The organism is Agrobacterium sp. NPDC058088, from assembly GCF_042885035.1.
GTDB lineage: Bacteria > Pseudomonadota > Alphaproteobacteria > Rhizobiales > Rhizobiaceae > Agrobacterium.
This window is the reverse complement of record NZ_JBHVSU010000003.1, coordinates 451,203-467,798: the sequence shown is the minus strand read 5'-3', so window position 1 is coordinate 467,798 and position 16,596 is coordinate 451,203. Positions and strand designations below refer to the sequence as shown.

The following is a 16,596-nucleotide window of genomic DNA, read 5'->3' as shown; positions in this document are numbered from 1 at the left end:
TCCGCATCGACCAAATCCTGTCCACGAAAAGCGGTCCGAGGCCGCTCGCTTTATGCGGCCGCCCTTGTGGAGGCCTGATCGCGCCGAGGTGACGTATCGGGCCGTATGGACGATCCATCTTCACGCTGAGTCGCACGGCGGTTCAGCTTGAACAGGCTGACAAGCTGTGCCAGCGCATCCGCACCCTGTGCCAGCGTCGTGCTGATGACCGTCGTGCGAGCACTCATGGCCGCATTCTCCTGCGTCATCCGGTCCAACCGGTTAACCGCCTTATTGATCTCGCTGATGCCGACGGCCTGTTCGTCTGCCGCCTTGGAAATCGTGTCGACATTGCCGTCAATATGCCGGACCAGTGCATCGATCTGCTTCAGCGCCTCACCGGTCTCGCCAACCAGCCTGACGCCCTCAAGAACCTCGGTGCCGGAATTGTTGATCAGCGCCTTTATTTCTTTCGCGGCATTGGCGGAACGTTGTGCGAGTTCGCGCACTTCCTGCGCCACCACGGCAAAGCCCTTGCCCGCGTCGCCGGCACGCGCGGCTTCTACGCCGGCATTGAGCGCCAGCAGGTTTGTCTGGAAGGCGATCTCATCGATCACGCCAATGATCTGGCTGATTTCCCGCGAGGCCGTCTCGATACGCTGCATGGCATCAACCGTGCGCTCCACAACTTCGGTGGAAGCAACGGTGGAGGCCCGCGCACTCTGAACGAGTTTGCGCGTCTCTTTCATGTTTTCCGTCGACGAGCGAACGGTCGCAGTGATTTCTTCGAGCGCCGCCGAGGTCTCCTCGAGCGCCACCGCCTGCTCACGCGACCGTTCGGCGAGATCGACGGAGGCTTCGCTGACTTCCTGACTGCTGCGGGTTAGATCGCCGGTCTGGCCGAGGACATTTTCCAGCGTCTTCTGGAATTCGGCGATGGATTTGTTGAAATCGAGACGCAGCCTTTCCAATTCACCGACAAAGGGTTTGTCCAGCGTGACGCGGATATTGCACTGGGACAGACGCTCGAGTGCTGCCCCAAGTTCCTCGACCGCATGCATCCTGTCCGTCACATCAAAAGCAAATTTCACCACCTTGAAGACGCGACCCCTGTCGTCGATGATGGGATTATAGGAAGCCTGAATAAAGACCCGCTTGTTATCTTTGCCAAGTCGCATGTACTGCCCGGTCGAGAAATGGCCCTTGCCAAGCTCCTTCCAGAAATCCCGGTAATCCTGGGATTGGGCATAGGCTGGCTCGCAGAACATCGAATGATGTTTGCCGACGACTTCTTCCGCCGTGTAACCGAGCGTCGCGAGGAAATTTTCGTTGGCGCCGAGGATTATTCCACCAGGCGTAAATTCGATAATGGCTTGCGCCTGGGAGAGCGCGGCGAGCTTGCCATCATCTTCGGCGCTCTTGCGCTTGATAACGGTGATATCGGTTGCGATCTTGACCACCTTGTAAGGTTTGCCGAAACGGAACACCGGATTATAGGAGGCTTCGATCCAGATTTCCTCGCCATTTTTGGTCCGACGCCGGTACTGACCCTGGTCATATTCGCCGCGCGACAGCTTTGCCCAGAACGCCTTGTATTCCGTCGAGGCCAGGTCTTCGGGAGGCATGAACATGCGGTGGGAGCGGCCAACGATTTCAGACGGCTGATAGCCGATAGCTTTGCAGAAATTATCGTTCGCTTTCAAAATCTTCCCGGTCAGGTCAAACTCGATGATTGCCAATGAACGGCTGAGCGCATCAAGCACCGCAGAAGCGTCCAGACCAAATTTGGAAAAATGAGACATACTCTTGGACCCCCAACAATAACCAATATACGGACCCTTTCATTCCTGAAATATAAGGATGAAGAACGGTCAATCTGCCTGGACGCGAAACTAGCCGGACACGGTTAAATTGCGATTAATGATGGCTTATAACTATCGATCAAAACCTGAATCGACTACCAACTTGCTTCGCCGCCTAAATATTCGCCCTGTTTATTCAAGACCGCTTATTTGCCACAGTGCTGATATTTCTGCGTCGCCTGCGCGATCCGACCTTTCATCGAAACGGCATTCATTGTTATGGCGGGGTGAAAGACATGTATTGCAGGAGCGCCGATGACCAAAACCCTGAAATGCGATGTGCTGGTGATCGGCACCGGCATTATCGGTTCCATGGCGGCGCTCTATCTGCAGAATGCCGGACGTGACGTCGTGCTTCTGGAGCGTGGCGAGGTTGCGCGGGGCGCGAGTTCCGGCAATGCCGGCATTCTAGCTTTTCCCGAGATCATTCCCATTCCAGCACCCGGCATTATGAAAAAAGCGCCGCGCTGGCTGTTCGATCCGCTGGGCCCCCTCAGCGTACCGCCGGCCTATGCGCCCAAGATTGCACCCTGGTTATGGCGTTTCTGGCGCGCCAGCGCCGAACGGAACTTCCGCCACGGACTGAAATCGCTGACGGAAATCAACCGTCTGGCGGCCTTGGAAATGGCGCATGTTGCCGCCACGCCGGAGCTTTCGCACCTCGTTTCAAAAACCGGAACGCTCGATCTTTACGACAGCGAGGCGAGTCTCAACGCCGCTCGCAGGGACTGGGATGAAAAACAAAGCGCCGGCTTCACCTTTGAACGTGTCGGCCGAAACGAAATCGATGCGTTGCAGCCGGGTCTCGCGCCGCAGTTCCGCCACGGCATATTCTCCCCCGATGGCTTGCAGGTCTCCGACCCCTATGATTTCACGCGTGCCATTTTCGATATGGTGATTGCCCGTGGCGCCAGCCTGCGCAAGGGTGAGGCCGAACGCATTGATGCCGTCGGCGAGAGCACGATCGTGACGCTTGAAAACGGCGACAAGATCGACGCCGACAAAGTGGTGATCGCAGGCGGCGCCTGGTCGAAAAAACTTGCTGCAACGCTTGGCAACATCGTGCCCCTGGAAACCGAACGCGGTTACAACACCACCCTGCCCGCTGGAGCATTCAACCTGACGCGCCAGCTTTATTTCAACGATCATGGCTTCGTCGTCACCCCGCTATCGACTGGCATCCGCGTCGGCGGGGCTGTCGAACTCGGGGGGCTCGAACTGAAACCGAATTTCCGCCGCGCCGAAGCGATGCTGAAGAAGGCCGGGCGTTTCCTGCCCGGACTGAAGCTGGAGGGTGGAAAACAATGGATGGGGTTCCGCCCGTCCATGCCGGACTGTCTTCCCGTCATCGGCACGGCCCGTGCCACGCCCTCCGTGATCTATGCCTTCGGCCATGGCCATCTGGGGTTAACACAATCGGCGGCCACGGCCCGCCTGGTGACGCAACTGGCCAGCGGCGAGGAGACGGCAATCTCGGTCGATCCGTTCCGACCGGGACGGTTTTCCTGAAGTAGGGGGCCTGGCCTATTTCACCTGCTGCATGGAATCATCAGGGAACGTCACCTCGGAGAAGGACGGATAGACTTTGCGCAGGATGGTGACCTGCTGCTGGTCGCTGATCCGCAGAAGATACCACTCCGCACCATCCATCAGTGCCAGCGTATGGGATTTCGCCTCGATCGTCTGGCCACCGGCTTCCATGACCGTTTTCGTCGGAACAAGCGCATAGGGCGTTCCGTCAGGCGTTTGTTTAAGGTTGATCGCCTGCGTATCCATGGTGAATTCGGTTATCTTAACCGCCGCGAGCGCCATCTGCATCTGCGCCGTCAGAGCGCCACGCAATTGTTCCACGGTGATGCCTGCCTCGCTGGCGATGAATTCAAAGACTTTCGGCGGCACCGTCTTGCTGACAGTTCCAAAATCCTGCGCATTCAACGCCGAGCTGAACCGCTCGATCTGCGTGCGAAGACCATCCTGTTCGGCAGGCGAAAGATCGCGCGACCAGACAGGATGCGCGATCGTCACCAGAAGGAACAGACAATATACCAGACGCTTCATGGCTCGACCCTTCCGGTTATCCGGCGTCGCCCGGTTCCCGTCTCGAAAACCGCTCATGAACGGATTTAGCGCAGCAGAACGAAACCCGCCGCTGACAGCACGAGGAAGACGACCAGGCCGCCAAGGAGGCCAGCGGATGTGAAGAAACCCGCAACCATGGCCAGCATCAGTACGCAGACCAGCATCGTGCCAAATTTGGTCATAGCCAGAAAAGCGCTATAGGTCTTTTCGTGCTCGGCGTAGTTCATCTCGGCGCCAACTTCGACCGGACCCGTGTGATGTTCGCTCATTTCGCTTCCCCTTTGCTCCATCCGTCATGCCTGTCGCTCGGGACGATTTGCCCGTGGTCGGTCACAGGTCCATGTCGGATTCTCCGGAGCCAGACGTAACATGAAGTCGCCGAAAAGCGCAATGCGTTCTGCGCGAAAGAGCAGCAACGGCATGCACCATGACCGTTTCGCCGGGCAAGGCGTGCGACATGGCCACATTCTTTCGCAAACGGTTGAAAAGCCGGCTTCCCCGCGCTGTTTCATGGCGGTTTTGGTTGCTTTTCCAGCCGCCTGACCCTACACGGGATTCTGTGGGGAGGAACTCTGGAATCTGTGGCAACGGATGCGCGTGGAGGCGCGGCCGCCGCAGGTATGCCGGACTTTGCTCTCCGCCATAAACCCGCAAAGGGCCCGCAAAAGGGAAGAGGGGAAAGCAATGAAATCGCTTTTAAAACTAAGCGCGCTGATAGACCTTGTTAGCGAAGCTCTGGGCAAGGTTGCCGGTTATCTCGTGCTCATCTGCTGCCTCGTCAGCGCCGGCAATGCCATGGTCCGCTACGCCTTGAACTATAGTTCAAACGGCTGGCTGGAAATCCAGTGGTATATGTTTGCCTTCATCGTGCTGATCGGCGCATCCTATACGCTGCGCATGAACGAACATGTGCGGGTGGACATCATCTATGGCGCGATTTCGCCGCGCAGCCGCCTGTGGGTGGATATTGTCGGCATCGTACTCTTCCTGCTGCCGGGCTGCTTTTACCTCGCCTGGCTTTCCTGGCCCATGTTCACACTGTCCTGGCATCAGAACGAAATGTCCTCCAATGCCGGCGGCCTTATCCGCTGGCCGGTGAAACTCATCATCTTTGCCGGTTTCGCCCTGCTGGTTCTCCAGGGTTTTTCCGAACTCATCAAGCGCATCGGTGCCCTCAACGGGCTCTATGCGCTGGATACGAAGTACGAAAAGCCCCTGCAATGATCGCGCCGATCTGAACCTTCAGGATATTTCCCATGTTTGAATATGGTATTCTTCCACCACTGATGTTCCTCGGCATGATCATCTTCATGCTTTACGGATTCCCGGTTGCCTTCTCGCTTGCCACCGTCGGCCTTGTTTTCGGCGTCATCGGCATCTTCACCGAACATTTTTCGCCGGCCTTTCTTCAGGCCCTGCCGCTGCGTATCTTCGGCATCGTCTCGAACGACCTGCTGCTCGCCATTCCCTTCTTCACCTTCATGGGCGCGATCCTGGAGCGATGTGGCCTTGCCGAGGATCTGCTTGAGGGAACCGGCAAGCTGTTTGGCGCCATTCCCGGCGGCCTCGCCTACGCCGTCATCATCGTCGGCGCGATCCTCGGCGCCATCACCGGAACGGTTGCGGCTTCCGTCATCACCATGGGCGTCATCTCGCTGCCGATCATGCTGAAATATGGTTATAATCCGCGGCTTGCCACCGGCGTCATCGCCGCATCGGGAACGATCACGCAGGTCATTCCGCCCTCTCTCGTGTTGATCGTTCTTGCCGACCAGCTCGGCAAATCCGTGGGGGACATGTATCTCGGTGCGATCGGCCCCTCGATCCTGCAGGTGGCGATCTTCATGCTGTTCATCCTGCTGATGTCGATCGTACGGCCGAAGGACCTGCCGGCGCTGCCGCCGGAGGCGCGCGGTGAACTCAACCGGGCGCTGGTATTGCGCGTGCTGGCGGGCATGATCCCCTCCATCGTTCTGATCTTCCTCGTGCTCGGCACCATCTTCCTCGGCCTTGCCACCCCGACGGAAGCGGGTGCGCTCGGCGTCGTTGGCGCCATGGCGCTGGCGGCGGCACACCGCCGCCTCAGCTGGGATCTCGTCAAGCAGGGTATGCATTCCACCATGCACATCACCTCAATGGTGGTGTTCATTCTGGTTGGCGCCACCTGCTTCTCCCTCGTCTTTCAGGGCATGGACGGTTCGCTGTGGATCGAACACATGCTGTCGGGCATCCCGGGCGGCCCGATCGGTTTCCTGATCTTCGTCAACATCTTCATCTTCTTCCTGGCCTTCTTCCTCGATTTCTTCGAGATCGCATTCATCGTCATTCCGATGCTGGCGCCGATCGCCCAGTCGCTCGGTATCGACCTGATCTGGTTCGGCGTGCTGATCTGCATCAATATGCAGACGAGCTTCATGCATCCGCCCTTCGGTTTTGCCCTGTTCTACCTGCGCTCCATTGCACCGCGCTCGGTCAAGACATCGGATATCTACATGGGTGCCATCCCGTGGCTCGGCATGCAGCTCATCCTCGTCGCCATCGTGATCTTTTGGCCGGAATCCGTCACCTACTGGCTGGATAAGGCACCGCAGGTTGACCTCAACTCCATCAAGATCGAAATCCCCGCCTTCGGTAATCAGGGCGGCAACACCATGCCCAATTTCGGCCAGCCGGGCGGGTTGCCGGGCATGCCGAACCTCGGCGAACCACCGAAGATCGGGCCTTGACCGTCGTCCGCAAGGGCTGGATGAGACATTTATAGTTTCGGAGTGGAAGACAGGAGTGCACCCGTGCCTCCACAGTTGAGAGCAAGGCCTCTACCGAGGTCGGCGTGGCCAATCCCCGCCGACACTCCGGCTGGTAACGGAGCCTGCTGCTTTTGCTCACAACAGACCTGATCGTAAATCATCCTTTGTGGTCAGGTACATGAAGGCATACGCACAACAAAAACCCCGGAGACCGAAATCTCCGAGGCCCTTGCCAGGTCCGCCGCCGGCACTGATTAATCAGAGCTTACCGTTACGTTGCTGGATCATCATGAATGTATCGAAAGTGTATTCCGCAAGCTGCATCCACAGGTAACCTTCACGCTTGAAGGCGACCTGATCCTCGTAAATCTTCTTGAAGTCTGGATTGGTGGCCGAAATATTGGCGTAAACTTCGAGAGCCGCCTTATAGCATGCTTCCAGGATTTCCTGGCTGAAGGGCCGGAGCACCGCGCCTTCCGACACCAGTTGCTTGATGGCGATCGGGTTCTTGGCGTCGTATTTCGCCATCATGCTGGTGTTGGCGAAAGCGCAGGCATCCTGCAACACCATCTGGTAGTTCTTCGGCAGACTGTTCCACTTGTCCAGATTGACGAAGGAATGGATGACCGGGCCGCCTTCCCAGAAGGCCGGATAATAATAATACTTCGCGACCTTCTGGAAACCGAGCTTGTGGTCGTCATAAGGGCCGACCCATTCCGCCGCATCGATGGTGCCTTTTTCCAGCGCCGGATAGATGTCGCCGCCGGCGATCTGCTGCGGCACGACACCGAGCTTTTCCACCACCTTGCCGGCGAGACCCGCAATGCGCATCTTCACGCCCTTGAAATCGTCGACGGTATTGATTTCCTTGCGGAACCAGCCACCCATCTGGGCACCGGTATTGCCTGAGATCATGCCGTAGAGATTATGCTTGGCGTAAAATTCGTTGAGCAGCTTGTTGCCATTGCCTTCATAGAACCAGGAGTTCGTCAGGCGGGCATTAAGGCCGAAGGGTATCGCCGTACCGATGGCGAATGTCGGATCCTTGCCAACGTAATAATAGGAGCAGGTATGGCACATTTCCACGGTGCCAGATGACACGGCATCGGCCGCCTGCAGGCCGGGTACGATTTCACCGGCGGCAAAGGGCTGAATGGTGAAATTGCCGTCGGTTGCTGCCGCGACGTGCTTGGCAATATCCTCGGCACCGCCATAGATCGTGTCGAGCGATTTCGGAAATGACGACGTCAGGCGCCAGTTGATCTTGGTATTCTGCTGTGCAATGGCAGGCGCGGCCAGAGCTGTAGCAGCTCCCGCAAGCGCACCTTTTTTCATAAAGGAACGGCGATCCATCTATATCCTCCCAGATATGAACGCTGCCCGCAGCTTTTGAATCCCCTCGTTGCTGTTCAGGCATCGTAGCGAAGTAAGCACGGTTCCAGCCCAGCTGACAAGCACCAGCGCAAAGAATTAACCGCGGAAAAACCGGCCTTTTCCGGAACTTTTCTTCCCATTTTATTTACAAGTGAAATATCCCGGCACCACCTTATACTTTAGGCGCATAAGGGACCGCCGGAATGCAAAACACATGCTTGACTTGGCCCACCGGCAGTCGCACAAATTTTGAAGATTCGTCCCGGAGCCACCATGCCAAAACCCATTATCGCCGTCCCCGCCGACATCAGGCATTTCGCCGGAGCCGACTGGCACGCCGCGCAGAACCAGTATGTTTCCGCCGCATTGAAGGTGGCGGGCGTCATGTCCTTCATCGTCCCGGCCTTCGAGGACGGTAACGAGGTGGACGCCATTCTCGATCGGGTGGATGGCCTGCTCGTGTCCGGGTCCGCCACCAATGTGCACCCTTCCCTCTACGGAAAAGAAGCCCAGGAAAGCGACGGCCCCTTCGACCCGGCCCGCGACGCCACCAGTCTGCCACTCATCCGCCGCGCCATTGAGCGCGGCATTCCGATGCTGGCCATCTGCCGCGGTATTCAGGAGCTGAATGTGGCACTTGGTGGAACGCTGGCGTCCGAAATTCAGGAACAGCCTGGAACATGGGATCACCGCAAGCCGGAACACGACGACCGTGACGTCGCTTTCGCCATCCGCCAGCCGGTGCATGTGCGTGAAGGCTCCTGCATTGCGCAGCATCTCGGCATGTCGGGCGAAATCCAAATCAATTCTCTGCACAGGCAGGCGATCGCCGAGACCGCACCGCGCCTGCAGGTAGAAGCGACGGCCGCGGACGGCACCATCGAGGCCGTCTCCGTCATCGACGCCAAGGGCTTTGCCGTCGGCGTGCAATGGCATCCGGAATATTGGGCTGAGACGGATGCACCATCCCGTGCATTATTCGAAGCCTTCGGCAAAGCTGTTTATCAGTATCGAAACAGCAAGGCCTGACAATCCACTCCCTGCCCTGGAACCCGGATTGCGTCGCTGTCGTCAGAGCATAAAAAAGGGGCAAGCCCTGAAAGCCTGCCCCAAGTCCGGGAGGAGGAGTGTTTAGCGCTTTGCGCGCTTCTTCTGGCGGTAAACGTCAGCGACAACGGCGGCGACGATGATCAGGCCCTTGACGATCTCCTGATAGTAGGCGTCGACCCGGAGGAAGGTGAAGCCTGACGTCATGACGCCAAGGATGATGGTGCCGATGACCGTTCCGGTAATCCGGCCGGCGCCGCCTGCAAGCGATGTACCGCCGATAACGGCTGCGGCGATGGCATCAAGCTCATACATAACGCCCATACCGGCCTGCGCCGTTTGTGCGCGGGCGGCGGTGACGACACCGGCGAGACCGGCCAGCAGGCCCGCAATGGCATAGACCTTGATAAGATGCGCCTCGACATTGATACCGGAAACGCGTGCTGCCTGCTGATTGGCGCCGATGGCGTAGGTGAACTTGCCGTAACGCGTATAACGCAGCACCACATGGAAGATGATGGCAACGACGAGGAACACCACGACCGGCCAGATGCCCGTGCCGATGAAGTTGAAACCGTCCGTCAGCCCCGAGATCGGCTGGCCCTTCGTGTACCATTTGGAAAGACCACGCGCCGTCACCATCATGCCGAGCGTTGCGATGAAAGGCGGAATTTTGGTGCGCGCAATAAGCTGCCCGTTGATGAAACCAGCAAGGGCACCGGCCAATACGCCGACGGCCAGCGGGATAAAGAAGGGCAGATCGGTCAACCCTGGATAAAGCGCCCGCGGCCACGTGGACGATTGCCCCACGCTGGCGGCCAACATTGCCGTCAGGCCGACGACGGAACCAGAAGAGAGATCGATACCGCCGGTGATGATGACCTGGGTCACGCCGACGGCGATGATGCCGATGACAGATACCTGCAGGATCATGATCGTCAGGCGCTGCTGGTTCATCAAAAAGCTCTGACCGATGAAAATCCAGCCGAGAATTTCATAAACCAGCGCGATGCCGATCAGCACGAAAAAGATATTCGCCTCGGGCGGAATGCGCCGGTGCGGCTTGCGCCCGGATTTAGCATCCAACTCTGCGTTGGCGGTGGCGTTCGTAGTCATAATCATTCCTCCTCGAGAAATCCCGGCGCGCCTCACCGCGATGCGAGATCCATCACCTTCACCTGCGTGGCTTCACTTCTGTCAAGGAAACCCGTCACCCGACCTTCATGCATGACCATGATGCGGTCGCTCATTCCCAGAACCTCCGGCATTTCGGAGGAAATCATGATGACGGCGACGCCTTGGCGCGCCATCTCGCAAACCAGCTTGTGAATTTCCGCCTTGGCCCCAACATCGATGCCGCGCGTCGGCTCATCCAGAATAAGAATGCGCGGCTTGGTCAGCATCCAGCGGCCGATCAGCACCTTCTGCTGGTTGCCACCCGAAAGGTTTTCGATGCGCTCGTAAAGATGCGGCGTCTTGACCCGGAGCTTGCGGCACATATCCTCGCACGCATCCGACAGGGCCTTTTCCTGCACGAAGCCGGTCGAGACATATTTGTCCTGCAAAACGGCAATCTGCATATTCTCAAGAATATTGAGGATCAGCAGGCATCCGGTATCCTTGCGGTCTTCCGTCAGAAACGCCATACGGTGACCGATAGCCTTTGTCGGGCTGTCGATCGAAACCGGTTTGCCGTCGATTGAAATCGTACCCGAGGAAGCGGGCGTCACGCCGAAAATTGTTTCGGCAACATTGGAGCGACCCGAACCGACAAGACCCGCAACACCGAGAATTTCACCGGCGCGGACATCCAATGACACGTCATGGAACACACCATCAAGCGTCAGGTTCTTGACCGACAGCACCACGTCACCGATCGAAACCTCTTCCTTCGGAAACATCTGCGTGATTTCGCGACCCACCATCATGCGGATAATGTCGTCACGCGTCACATCGGCGGAAGCATGGGTGCCGATATATTTGCCGTCGCGGAAGACGGAGAACTCGTCGGCAATCTCAAAGAGCTCGTTCATCTTGTGGGTGATGTAGACGATGCCGATACCGCGTTCACGGAGGTCGCGGATGATGCGGAAGAGATGCTCGACCTCGCGTTCCGTCAAGGCCGATGTCGGTTCGTCCATGATGAGAACGTCGGAATCATATGAAACCGCCTTGGCAATCTCGACCATCTGACGACTTGCGACCGAAAGCTCACCGACACGCGTTTCCGGATCGAGATCGATGCCCAGCCTCTCCAGCAGGGTCTGGGTGCGGCGATACATTTCGCCATGATCGATGAAGCCCAGCCGATTTTTCGGCTCACGGCGGATCCAGATGTTTTCCGCAACCGTCATGTAAGCCATCAGGTTCAGTTCCTGATGGATCATGGCGATGCCGTTCTCCAGCGCATCGAGCGGAGAATCAAGGCGTATCGGCGCGCCCTTCAGGCGGATTTCGCCGTTGTCCGGCTGATAGATACCGGCGAGAATCTTCATCAGCGTCGATTTGCCGGCGCCATTCTCGCCCATCAGCGCGTGCACGGTGCCGCGCTTGAGGTGGAACTGCACATCATCGAGCGCCACGACGCCGGGAAATTCCTTGCGTATGCCATCCGCCGCGAGAAGAAACTCCGCATTCGGCACGGCTCCACTGGCGCGCACGGCGGCCATTGTCGATGGACTGACGACCATCTCACCCTCCACAATAGACAAAAATACCGGCGACAGGCTCCGCCATAAGGCGCCTCGCCTCCGGGGAGGCTTACAGCGCCATGTCGGTCACGATCAAAGAGCGCTGTAACAGTTTGAATTCACTGAAATTCAACCCTTGCCCGCGCAGGCGCCGAAGTTCGTTCTCCGGCGCCGTCGAGAACCGGCATCTGCCCCCTATATCGAAAACGGGCGCAGATGCCGGAAGCGGGCGTTAGTTCTTGGCCACGTAGTCCTTGACGTTTTCAGGCGTGACGAGCTGGAAGGGGATGTAGACCTTCTTCTCGATCTTGTCGCCTTTGACGAGCTTCAGAGCGGCATCGAGTGCACCCTTGCCCTGCCCTGCGGCATCCTGGAAGACCGTGACGTCAAGATCGCCCGCCTGCATGGCAGCAAGGGCGTCCTGCGTCGCATCCACACCGGCGACGACATAGTCCTTCATGTCCTTACCGGCAGACTTCAGGGCCTGAATGGCGCCGATGGCCATTTCGTCGTTGTTGGCGATGACGGCATTGAACTCGACGCCACTGGACAGCCAGTTGGTGACGAGGTCGGAGCCCTGCGTGCGCTGCCAGTTGGCGGTCTGCTCTTCAACGATCGAAATGCCCTTGCACTCGTCGGTTTTCAGAACGTCATGGACCGCCTGCGTGCGCATGCGCGCGCCCTGGTTGGACAGTTCGCCCATCATGACAACGGCCTTGCCCTTGCCACCGAGAAGGCGGCAGACTTCCTTGGTTTCAAGCGTGCCGGCAACGGTTTCTTCAGAGGCCACGAAGGCCTGGCCGTCGGGCAGGCTGTCGACGTTTACCGGCTGGCGGTTAACATAAACCAGCGGAATCTTGGCGTCGGCGGCGAGCTTGGACATGGCCGCCGTCGCATCCGTATCAACCGGGTTGACGATGATGGCATCGACCTTGGAAGCAATGAAATTCTGAATTTGGCTCTGCTGCTTGGCAACGTCGTTCTGCGCGTCTTCAACCTGAAGGGTAACGCCCTTCAGTTCCTTGGAATAATCCTGCATGCCGTTACGCAGCACGGTCAGGAAGTTGTCGTCGAACAGCGCCATCGAGACACCGACCGTCTCCGCATGTGCCGCCGTGCCGAGAAGCACAGACATGGCTGCGCCGATGATAAGCTTCTTCATTGTGTTTTCTCCTCCATGGCGTCCGGCGCCGCCTCTCCCAGCCGGAGGCGAACCCGAAAGCCCGCCGCAACCTCCTCAGAGTCAGAAAACGGAATAATGAAACCGATTTTCTGCCCGTTCGATATATTTATTCCATTTTTGGATCGAACGTCAATGCTTTCTTCGCAGCATTGCTGGAGAGGGGCACACAAGGCGGTGATGATGAGAAATTCCGGAGGCCCCGTGATGTGCGTGGAGGTGATGATGAAGGTGGAGAATTTCCGCAGGTGCCCGCGCGGCTTCATCGCGAGCGGCCGTAAGCCTCTGAAATTGCGAGCACAGCTCCAAAACGAGGGTCAGTTCTGCACAGATAGAAGATTTATTCCAAAGCGCGATCCGCGGACCTTTTCCAAAGCCGGGGGAACATCGGATTTCTTCCCCTGTAATGCGCAACCTCTGTTGATGATGGTTACCCTTAGTCCGGGCGTCGCATATAGACCGGCAAAAAACTCGCTATTCCTCGCGGAAGGCATGGCTGATCTGGTCGGTAAGTGGTTTGGCGATATAGGACAGTGCCGTTCTTTCACTGGTCTGGATGAAGGCCTCGGCGGGCATGCCCGGGACCAGCGGTGCACTCTTCAGCTTCTTGCGCTCGGAGACGGGGACGGAAATCCGCGCCAGATAATGGGAAAGACCGGTGCGCTGATCGGTGGTCACGTCAGCCGCGATGCGACTGACGTGACCCTCCAATTCCGGCGTGACGCGCTGGTTGAAGGCCGTCATGCGCAGCATGGCTTTTTGTCCTACTTGAAGTTGGTCGATATCCTTCGGCACGATCTGCACCTCCAGCGCCAGCTCATCTCCGTCGGGCACAATCAGCATGATCGGATCGGCCGGCGTCACCACGCCGCCGACAGTATGCACGGCCATTTCATGCACCATGCCAGATTGCGGCGCGACGATATCGATGCGCTTCAGCTCATCCTCGGCGGCGACCTTGCGCTCGACGAACTCGCCCATCTGGGCCTGTATCTCGCGCAGTTCCCGGCCGACCTCAGTGCGCAGTTCCTGATCGATCTGCAGGATCTGCAGCTTGGTTTCGGTGATGCGGCCCGCCGTCTGCGCCTGATAGGCGATTTTTTCACCACGCTCACCGCCAAACGTGGCGGCCTGAGTTTGCAGACTGTTCAACCGTTGCACCGACACGACACCTTGTTCACGCAGGGATTTCTGCGAGGTGATTTCCGCCTGCAGAACCGCAAGACCATTCTCATAAGCGACCTCCTGCGCCTTCAGCCCTTCGATCTCATGCTCGAACTGGGTAATGCGCTCGGCAAGCTGCGCCTTGCGGCCCTCGCGATAGGATTTTCGGAATTCGAACAGCTTCGTTTCGCTGCGCATGGCAGAGGCGACATCGGGATCGTCCCTGCGCGTTATCAGAGCCTGCGGAAAGATAAGTTCCGGAAGGCCATCGCGCTCCGCTTCCAGCCTTGCCATGCGCGCACCAAGCTCATCCAGACGCTTGGTGACAATGGCGAGATTGGCGCGGGTCTGGGTGGCGTCGAGACGCATGAGCACGTCACCCGCCTTCACCCTGTCCCCCTCATTCACCAGGATTTCACCGACAACACCCCCCTTCGGATGCTGCACCTTCTTCGTATAGGAATCCACCACCAGATGACCGGAGGCAACGACCGCGCCGGCAAGATTGGTCGTTGCTGCCCAACCGCCGACACCGGCCAGCAGCGCAACGCCTGCGGCAAGGCCGGCAAGGAGATGTTTGCGGATGGAGCGGGAGACACGGGTTCGCTGGTCAATGTTTGACATCGGCATCTCCTTCCTGGCTCTCATCCTGAACATCGTCCACCAGCGCGGGTTTGGGTTGCGCATTGGCAACAACGCGCAGCGGCGCAACGGCCTGGGCCGTTGCGGTAAATCCCTTGGCCGCCTGCGCTTGCGGAGCGCGCAGCACCTTCGACAGCACCTCGTCGCGTGGACCGAAAGCCTTCATTCTCCCCTCTTCCATCATCAAAATGAAATCGACGGTGCCGATGGCACTCGGCCGGTGGGCAACGACAATAGCAATGCCGCCGCGCGCCTTGACCGATGTAATGGCCTTGACCACAGCGGCCTCGCCTTCGGCATCGAGATTGGCATTCGGCTCATCCAGCACCACGATAAAAGGATCACCGTAAAGCGCGCGGGCGAGGCCGATACGCTGGCGCTGTCCGGCAGAAAGCGCAGAACCCGCCTCGCCGATATTGCTGTCATAACCTTTCTCAAAACGTAGGATCAGTTCATGCGCACCGGCCGCCTTGGCGGCTGCGATGATGACCTCTGGATCGGGATTGTCTTCGAAACGGGAAATATTCTCGCCGATCGTACCATCGAAAAGCTCTACCCCCTGCGGCAGATAACCGATATGGCGGCCGAGCGCTTCGCGATCCCATTGATCGAAGCTCGCGCCATCCAGCCGCACCTTGCCAGCAGCGGGCATCCAGACACCAGTGAGAATGCGCGCCAGCGTGGATTTGCCCGAGCCGGAAGCACCGATGACACCCAGCGCATTTCCAGCGGTTACAACGAAACCGAGCCCGGTAACGGTGGGTTTTCTGTCTCCCGGCGGAACAATGGTGACATTTTCGACCCGCAATTCCTTTTCAGGTCTCGGCAGAGCCATGGCGGCGGTACTGGCGGGCATCTTCGCAAACAGCTCTCTCAGCCGCGACCAGCTCTGCCGGGCGGCAACGAAGGACTTCCAGTTGGAAATGGCGAGATCGACTGGCGCCAGTGCCCGGCCCATCATGATCGAGCTCGCGATCATCACGCCGCCCGAGGCTTCCTGCCTGATGACCAGCCAGGCGCCGACTGCCAGAATGGCCGATTGCAGCACGACGCGCAGCGATTTCGCGAGATTGCCGAGACCGCCCGCCACGTCGCCCGCCTTGCGGTTGGCGGCGAGGTAGGCCTCGTTGGAGTACTGCCAGCGTTGGCCGAGCCGGCGGCCCAGCCCCATGGCCTGCACGACCTCTGCATTGCGGCGAGATGCTTCCAGCTGCCGGTTGCGTGCCATGTTTTCCACCATGGTGTCGCGGATCGGCTTTTGCGAAAAGGTGTTCGTGAGGATCGTGAGGGATACCAGCAGCACGGCACCAGCGAGTGCGGTCACGCCGATCCAGACATGAAAGAGAAAACATATGCCGAGATAAAGCGGCATCCACGGCAGATCGAAAAAGGCCGATGGACCCGTGCCGGAGAGGAAGCCACGCACATTGTCCAGATCGCGCAACGGCTGCAGCCCGTCGCCCGGCATGCGATTGACGACCGGCAGGCGCACCACCGCATCATGTACTCTGCCGGAATAACGCATGTCGAAATCTTCGCCGATGCGGATCAGAACACGGGCGCGGATGATATCAAGCAGGCACTGGAAACCGTAAAGGCCAAGCGCAAGCAGCGCGAGCCCGACCAGCGTCGGCAGGCTGCCGCTGGCCAGCACCCGGTCGTAGACCTGCAGCATGAACAGCGGTGAAGTGAGCGCCAGTATGTTGACCACGCCGCTGACAAGGGCGACGCCCAGAAATGTGCCTTTGAGGGGCGCAACAATCGCCGCGGCGAATGACTGCGACGGTGTCTGCTGGTGGTTCTGGAAGCCCACAGCCTGGTTTCCCTTTACG

The 16,596-nt window shown here is 58.5% G+C and carries 14 protein-coding genes; 4 read left to right on the top strand and 10 right to left on the bottom strand.

The window, feature by feature from the left end:
* Positions 1-50 precede the first annotated feature (50 nt).
* Positions 51-1,781 (bottom strand): methyl-accepting chemotaxis protein, encoded by a 1,731-nt coding sequence (locus ACFVTJ_RS12155; RefSeq protein WP_386907646.1) that lies wholly within the window; start codon positions 1,779-1,781, stop codon positions 51-53.
* Positions 1,782-2,096: 315 nt separating this feature from the next.
* Between ACFVTJ_RS12155 and ACFVTJ_RS12150 the strand changes: the two genes are divergently transcribed.
* Entirely contained in the window at positions 2,097-3,350 is a 1,254-nt protein-coding gene (locus ACFVTJ_RS12150; RefSeq protein ID WP_386907644.1) for an NAD(P)/FAD-dependent oxidoreductase, read from the top strand.
* 15 nt (positions 3,351-3,365) lie between these two features.
* Here the strand turns inward: ACFVTJ_RS12150 and ACFVTJ_RS12145 are convergent, their stop codons facing one another.
* Positions 3,366-3,899, bottom strand: a complete 534-nt coding sequence (locus ACFVTJ_RS12145; protein WP_386907642.1) for a hypothetical protein — start codon at positions 3,897-3,899, stop codon at positions 3,366-3,368.
* 65 nt (positions 3,900-3,964) lie between these two features.
* Positions 3,965-4,189, bottom strand: a complete 225-nt coding sequence (locus ACFVTJ_RS12140) for an aa3-type cytochrome c oxidase subunit IV (RefSeq protein ID WP_386907640.1) — start codon at positions 4,187-4,189, stop codon at positions 3,965-3,967.
* Positions 4,190-4,604: 415 nt separating this feature from the next.
* On the opposite strand from ACFVTJ_RS12140, the gene ACFVTJ_RS12135 reads away from it, so the two are divergent.
* On the top strand, positions 4,605-5,144 hold the full coding sequence (locus ACFVTJ_RS12135; RefSeq protein ID WP_386907638.1) for a TRAP transporter small permease subunit: 540 nt from the start codon (positions 4,605-4,607) through the stop codon (positions 5,142-5,144).
* Positions 5,145-5,176: 32 nt separating this feature from the next.
* Positions 5,177-6,646, top strand: a complete 1,470-nt coding sequence (locus ACFVTJ_RS12130; RefSeq protein WP_386907636.1) for a TRAP transporter large permease subunit — start codon at positions 5,177-5,179, stop codon at positions 6,644-6,646.
* A gap of 279 nt (positions 6,647-6,925) precedes the next feature.
* On the opposite strand, the gene ACFVTJ_RS12125 is transcribed toward ACFVTJ_RS12130, so the two are convergent.
* A complete protein-coding gene (locus ACFVTJ_RS12125) occupies positions 6,926-8,020 on the bottom strand; it encodes a TRAP transporter substrate-binding protein (RefSeq protein WP_386907634.1) in 1,095 nt (364 codons plus the stop codon).
* A gap of 294 nt (positions 8,021-8,314) precedes the next feature.
* Here ACFVTJ_RS12125 and ACFVTJ_RS12120 point away from each other — a divergent pair, with 294 nt between their 5' ends.
* Complete coding sequence (locus ACFVTJ_RS12120) at positions 8,315-9,070, top strand: gamma-glutamyl-gamma-aminobutyrate hydrolase family protein (RefSeq protein WP_386907632.1); 756 nt, start codon at positions 8,315-8,317, stop codon at positions 9,068-9,070.
* Positions 9,071-9,172: 102 nt separating this feature from the next.
* Here the strand turns inward: ACFVTJ_RS12120 and ACFVTJ_RS12115 are convergent, their stop codons facing one another.
* The 6 genes from ACFVTJ_RS12115 to ACFVTJ_RS12090 all read right to left on the bottom strand — a co-directional run bounded on the left by ACFVTJ_RS12115 (position 9,173) and on the right by ACFVTJ_RS12090 (position 16,577).
* Complete coding sequence (locus ACFVTJ_RS12115; protein WP_386907630.1) at positions 9,173-10,204, bottom strand: ABC transporter permease; 1,032 nt, start codon at positions 10,202-10,204, stop codon at positions 9,173-9,175.
* 32 nt (positions 10,205-10,236) lie between these two features.
* On the bottom strand, positions 10,237-11,778 hold the full coding sequence (locus ACFVTJ_RS12110) for a sugar ABC transporter ATP-binding protein (protein WP_386907628.1): 1,542 nt from the start codon (positions 11,776-11,778) through the stop codon (positions 10,237-10,239).
* A 232-nt stretch (positions 11,779-12,010) separates the two neighbouring features.
* On the bottom strand, positions 12,011-12,940 hold the full coding sequence (locus ACFVTJ_RS12105) for a sugar ABC transporter substrate-binding protein (RefSeq protein WP_386907626.1): 930 nt from the start codon (positions 12,938-12,940) through the stop codon (positions 12,011-12,013).
* Complete coding sequence (locus tag ACFVTJ_RS12100) at positions 12,937-13,224, bottom strand: hypothetical protein (RefSeq protein ID WP_386907624.1); 288 nt, start codon at positions 13,222-13,224, stop codon at positions 12,937-12,939. The genes ACFVTJ_RS12105 and ACFVTJ_RS12100 overlap by 4 nt, the downstream gene beginning before the upstream one ends.
* 208 nt (positions 13,225-13,432) lie before the next feature.
* A complete protein-coding gene (locus tag ACFVTJ_RS12095; protein WP_386907622.1) occupies positions 13,433-14,746 on the bottom strand; it encodes an HlyD family type I secretion periplasmic adaptor subunit in 1,314 nt (437 codons plus the stop codon).
* A complete protein-coding gene (locus ACFVTJ_RS12090) occupies positions 14,733-16,577 on the bottom strand; it encodes a type I secretion system permease/ATPase (RefSeq protein WP_386907620.1) in 1,845 nt (614 codons plus the stop codon). Before ACFVTJ_RS12090 ends, ACFVTJ_RS12095 begins: the two co-directional genes overlap by 14 nt.
* Positions 16,578-16,596 lie beyond the last annotated feature (19 nt).

Coding starts and splice junctions, on each gene's coding strand:
- ACFVTJ_RS12155 (WP_386907646.1), bottom strand. CDS start 1,781: ATGTCTCATTTTTCCAAATTTGGTCTGGACGCTTCTGCGGTGCTTGAT.
- ACFVTJ_RS12125 (WP_386907634.1), bottom strand. CDS start 8,020: ATGGATCGCCGTTCCTTTATGAAAAAAGGTGCGCTTGCGGGAGCTGCT.
- ACFVTJ_RS12110 (WP_386907628.1), bottom strand. CDS start 11,778: ATGGTCGTCAGTCCATCGACAATGGCCGCCGTGCGCGCCAGTGGAGCC.
- ACFVTJ_RS12105 (WP_386907626.1), bottom strand. CDS start 12,940: ATGAAGAAGCTTATCATCGGCGCAGCCATGTCTGTGCTTCTCGGCACG.
- ACFVTJ_RS12115 (WP_386907630.1), bottom strand. CDS start 10,204: ATGACTACGAACGCCACCGCCAACGCAGAGTTGGATGCTAAATCCGGG.
- ACFVTJ_RS12150 (WP_386907644.1), top strand. CDS start 2,097: ATGACCAAAACCCTGAAATGCGATGTGCTGGTGATCGGCACCGGCATT.
- ACFVTJ_RS12095 (WP_386907622.1), bottom strand. CDS start 14,746: ATGTCAAACATTGACCAGCGAACCCGTGTCTCCCGCTCCATCCGCAAA.
- ACFVTJ_RS12145 (WP_386907642.1), bottom strand. CDS start 3,899: ATGAAGCGTCTGGTATATTGTCTGTTCCTTCTGGTGACGATCGCGCAT.
- ACFVTJ_RS12140 (WP_386907640.1), bottom strand. CDS start 4,189: ATGAGCGAACATCACACGGGTCCGGTCGAAGTTGGCGCCGAGATGAAC.
- ACFVTJ_RS12135 (WP_386907638.1), top strand. CDS start 4,605: ATGAAATCGCTTTTAAAACTAAGCGCGCTGATAGACCTTGTTAGCGAA.
- ACFVTJ_RS12120 (WP_386907632.1), top strand. CDS start 8,315: ATGCCAAAACCCATTATCGCCGTCCCCGCCGACATCAGGCATTTCGCC.
- ACFVTJ_RS12130 (WP_386907636.1), top strand. CDS start 5,177: ATGTTTGAATATGGTATTCTTCCACCACTGATGTTCCTCGGCATGATC.
- ACFVTJ_RS12100 (WP_386907624.1), bottom strand. CDS start 13,224: ATGAAGCCGCGCGGGCACCTGCGGAAATTCTCCACCTTCATCATCACC.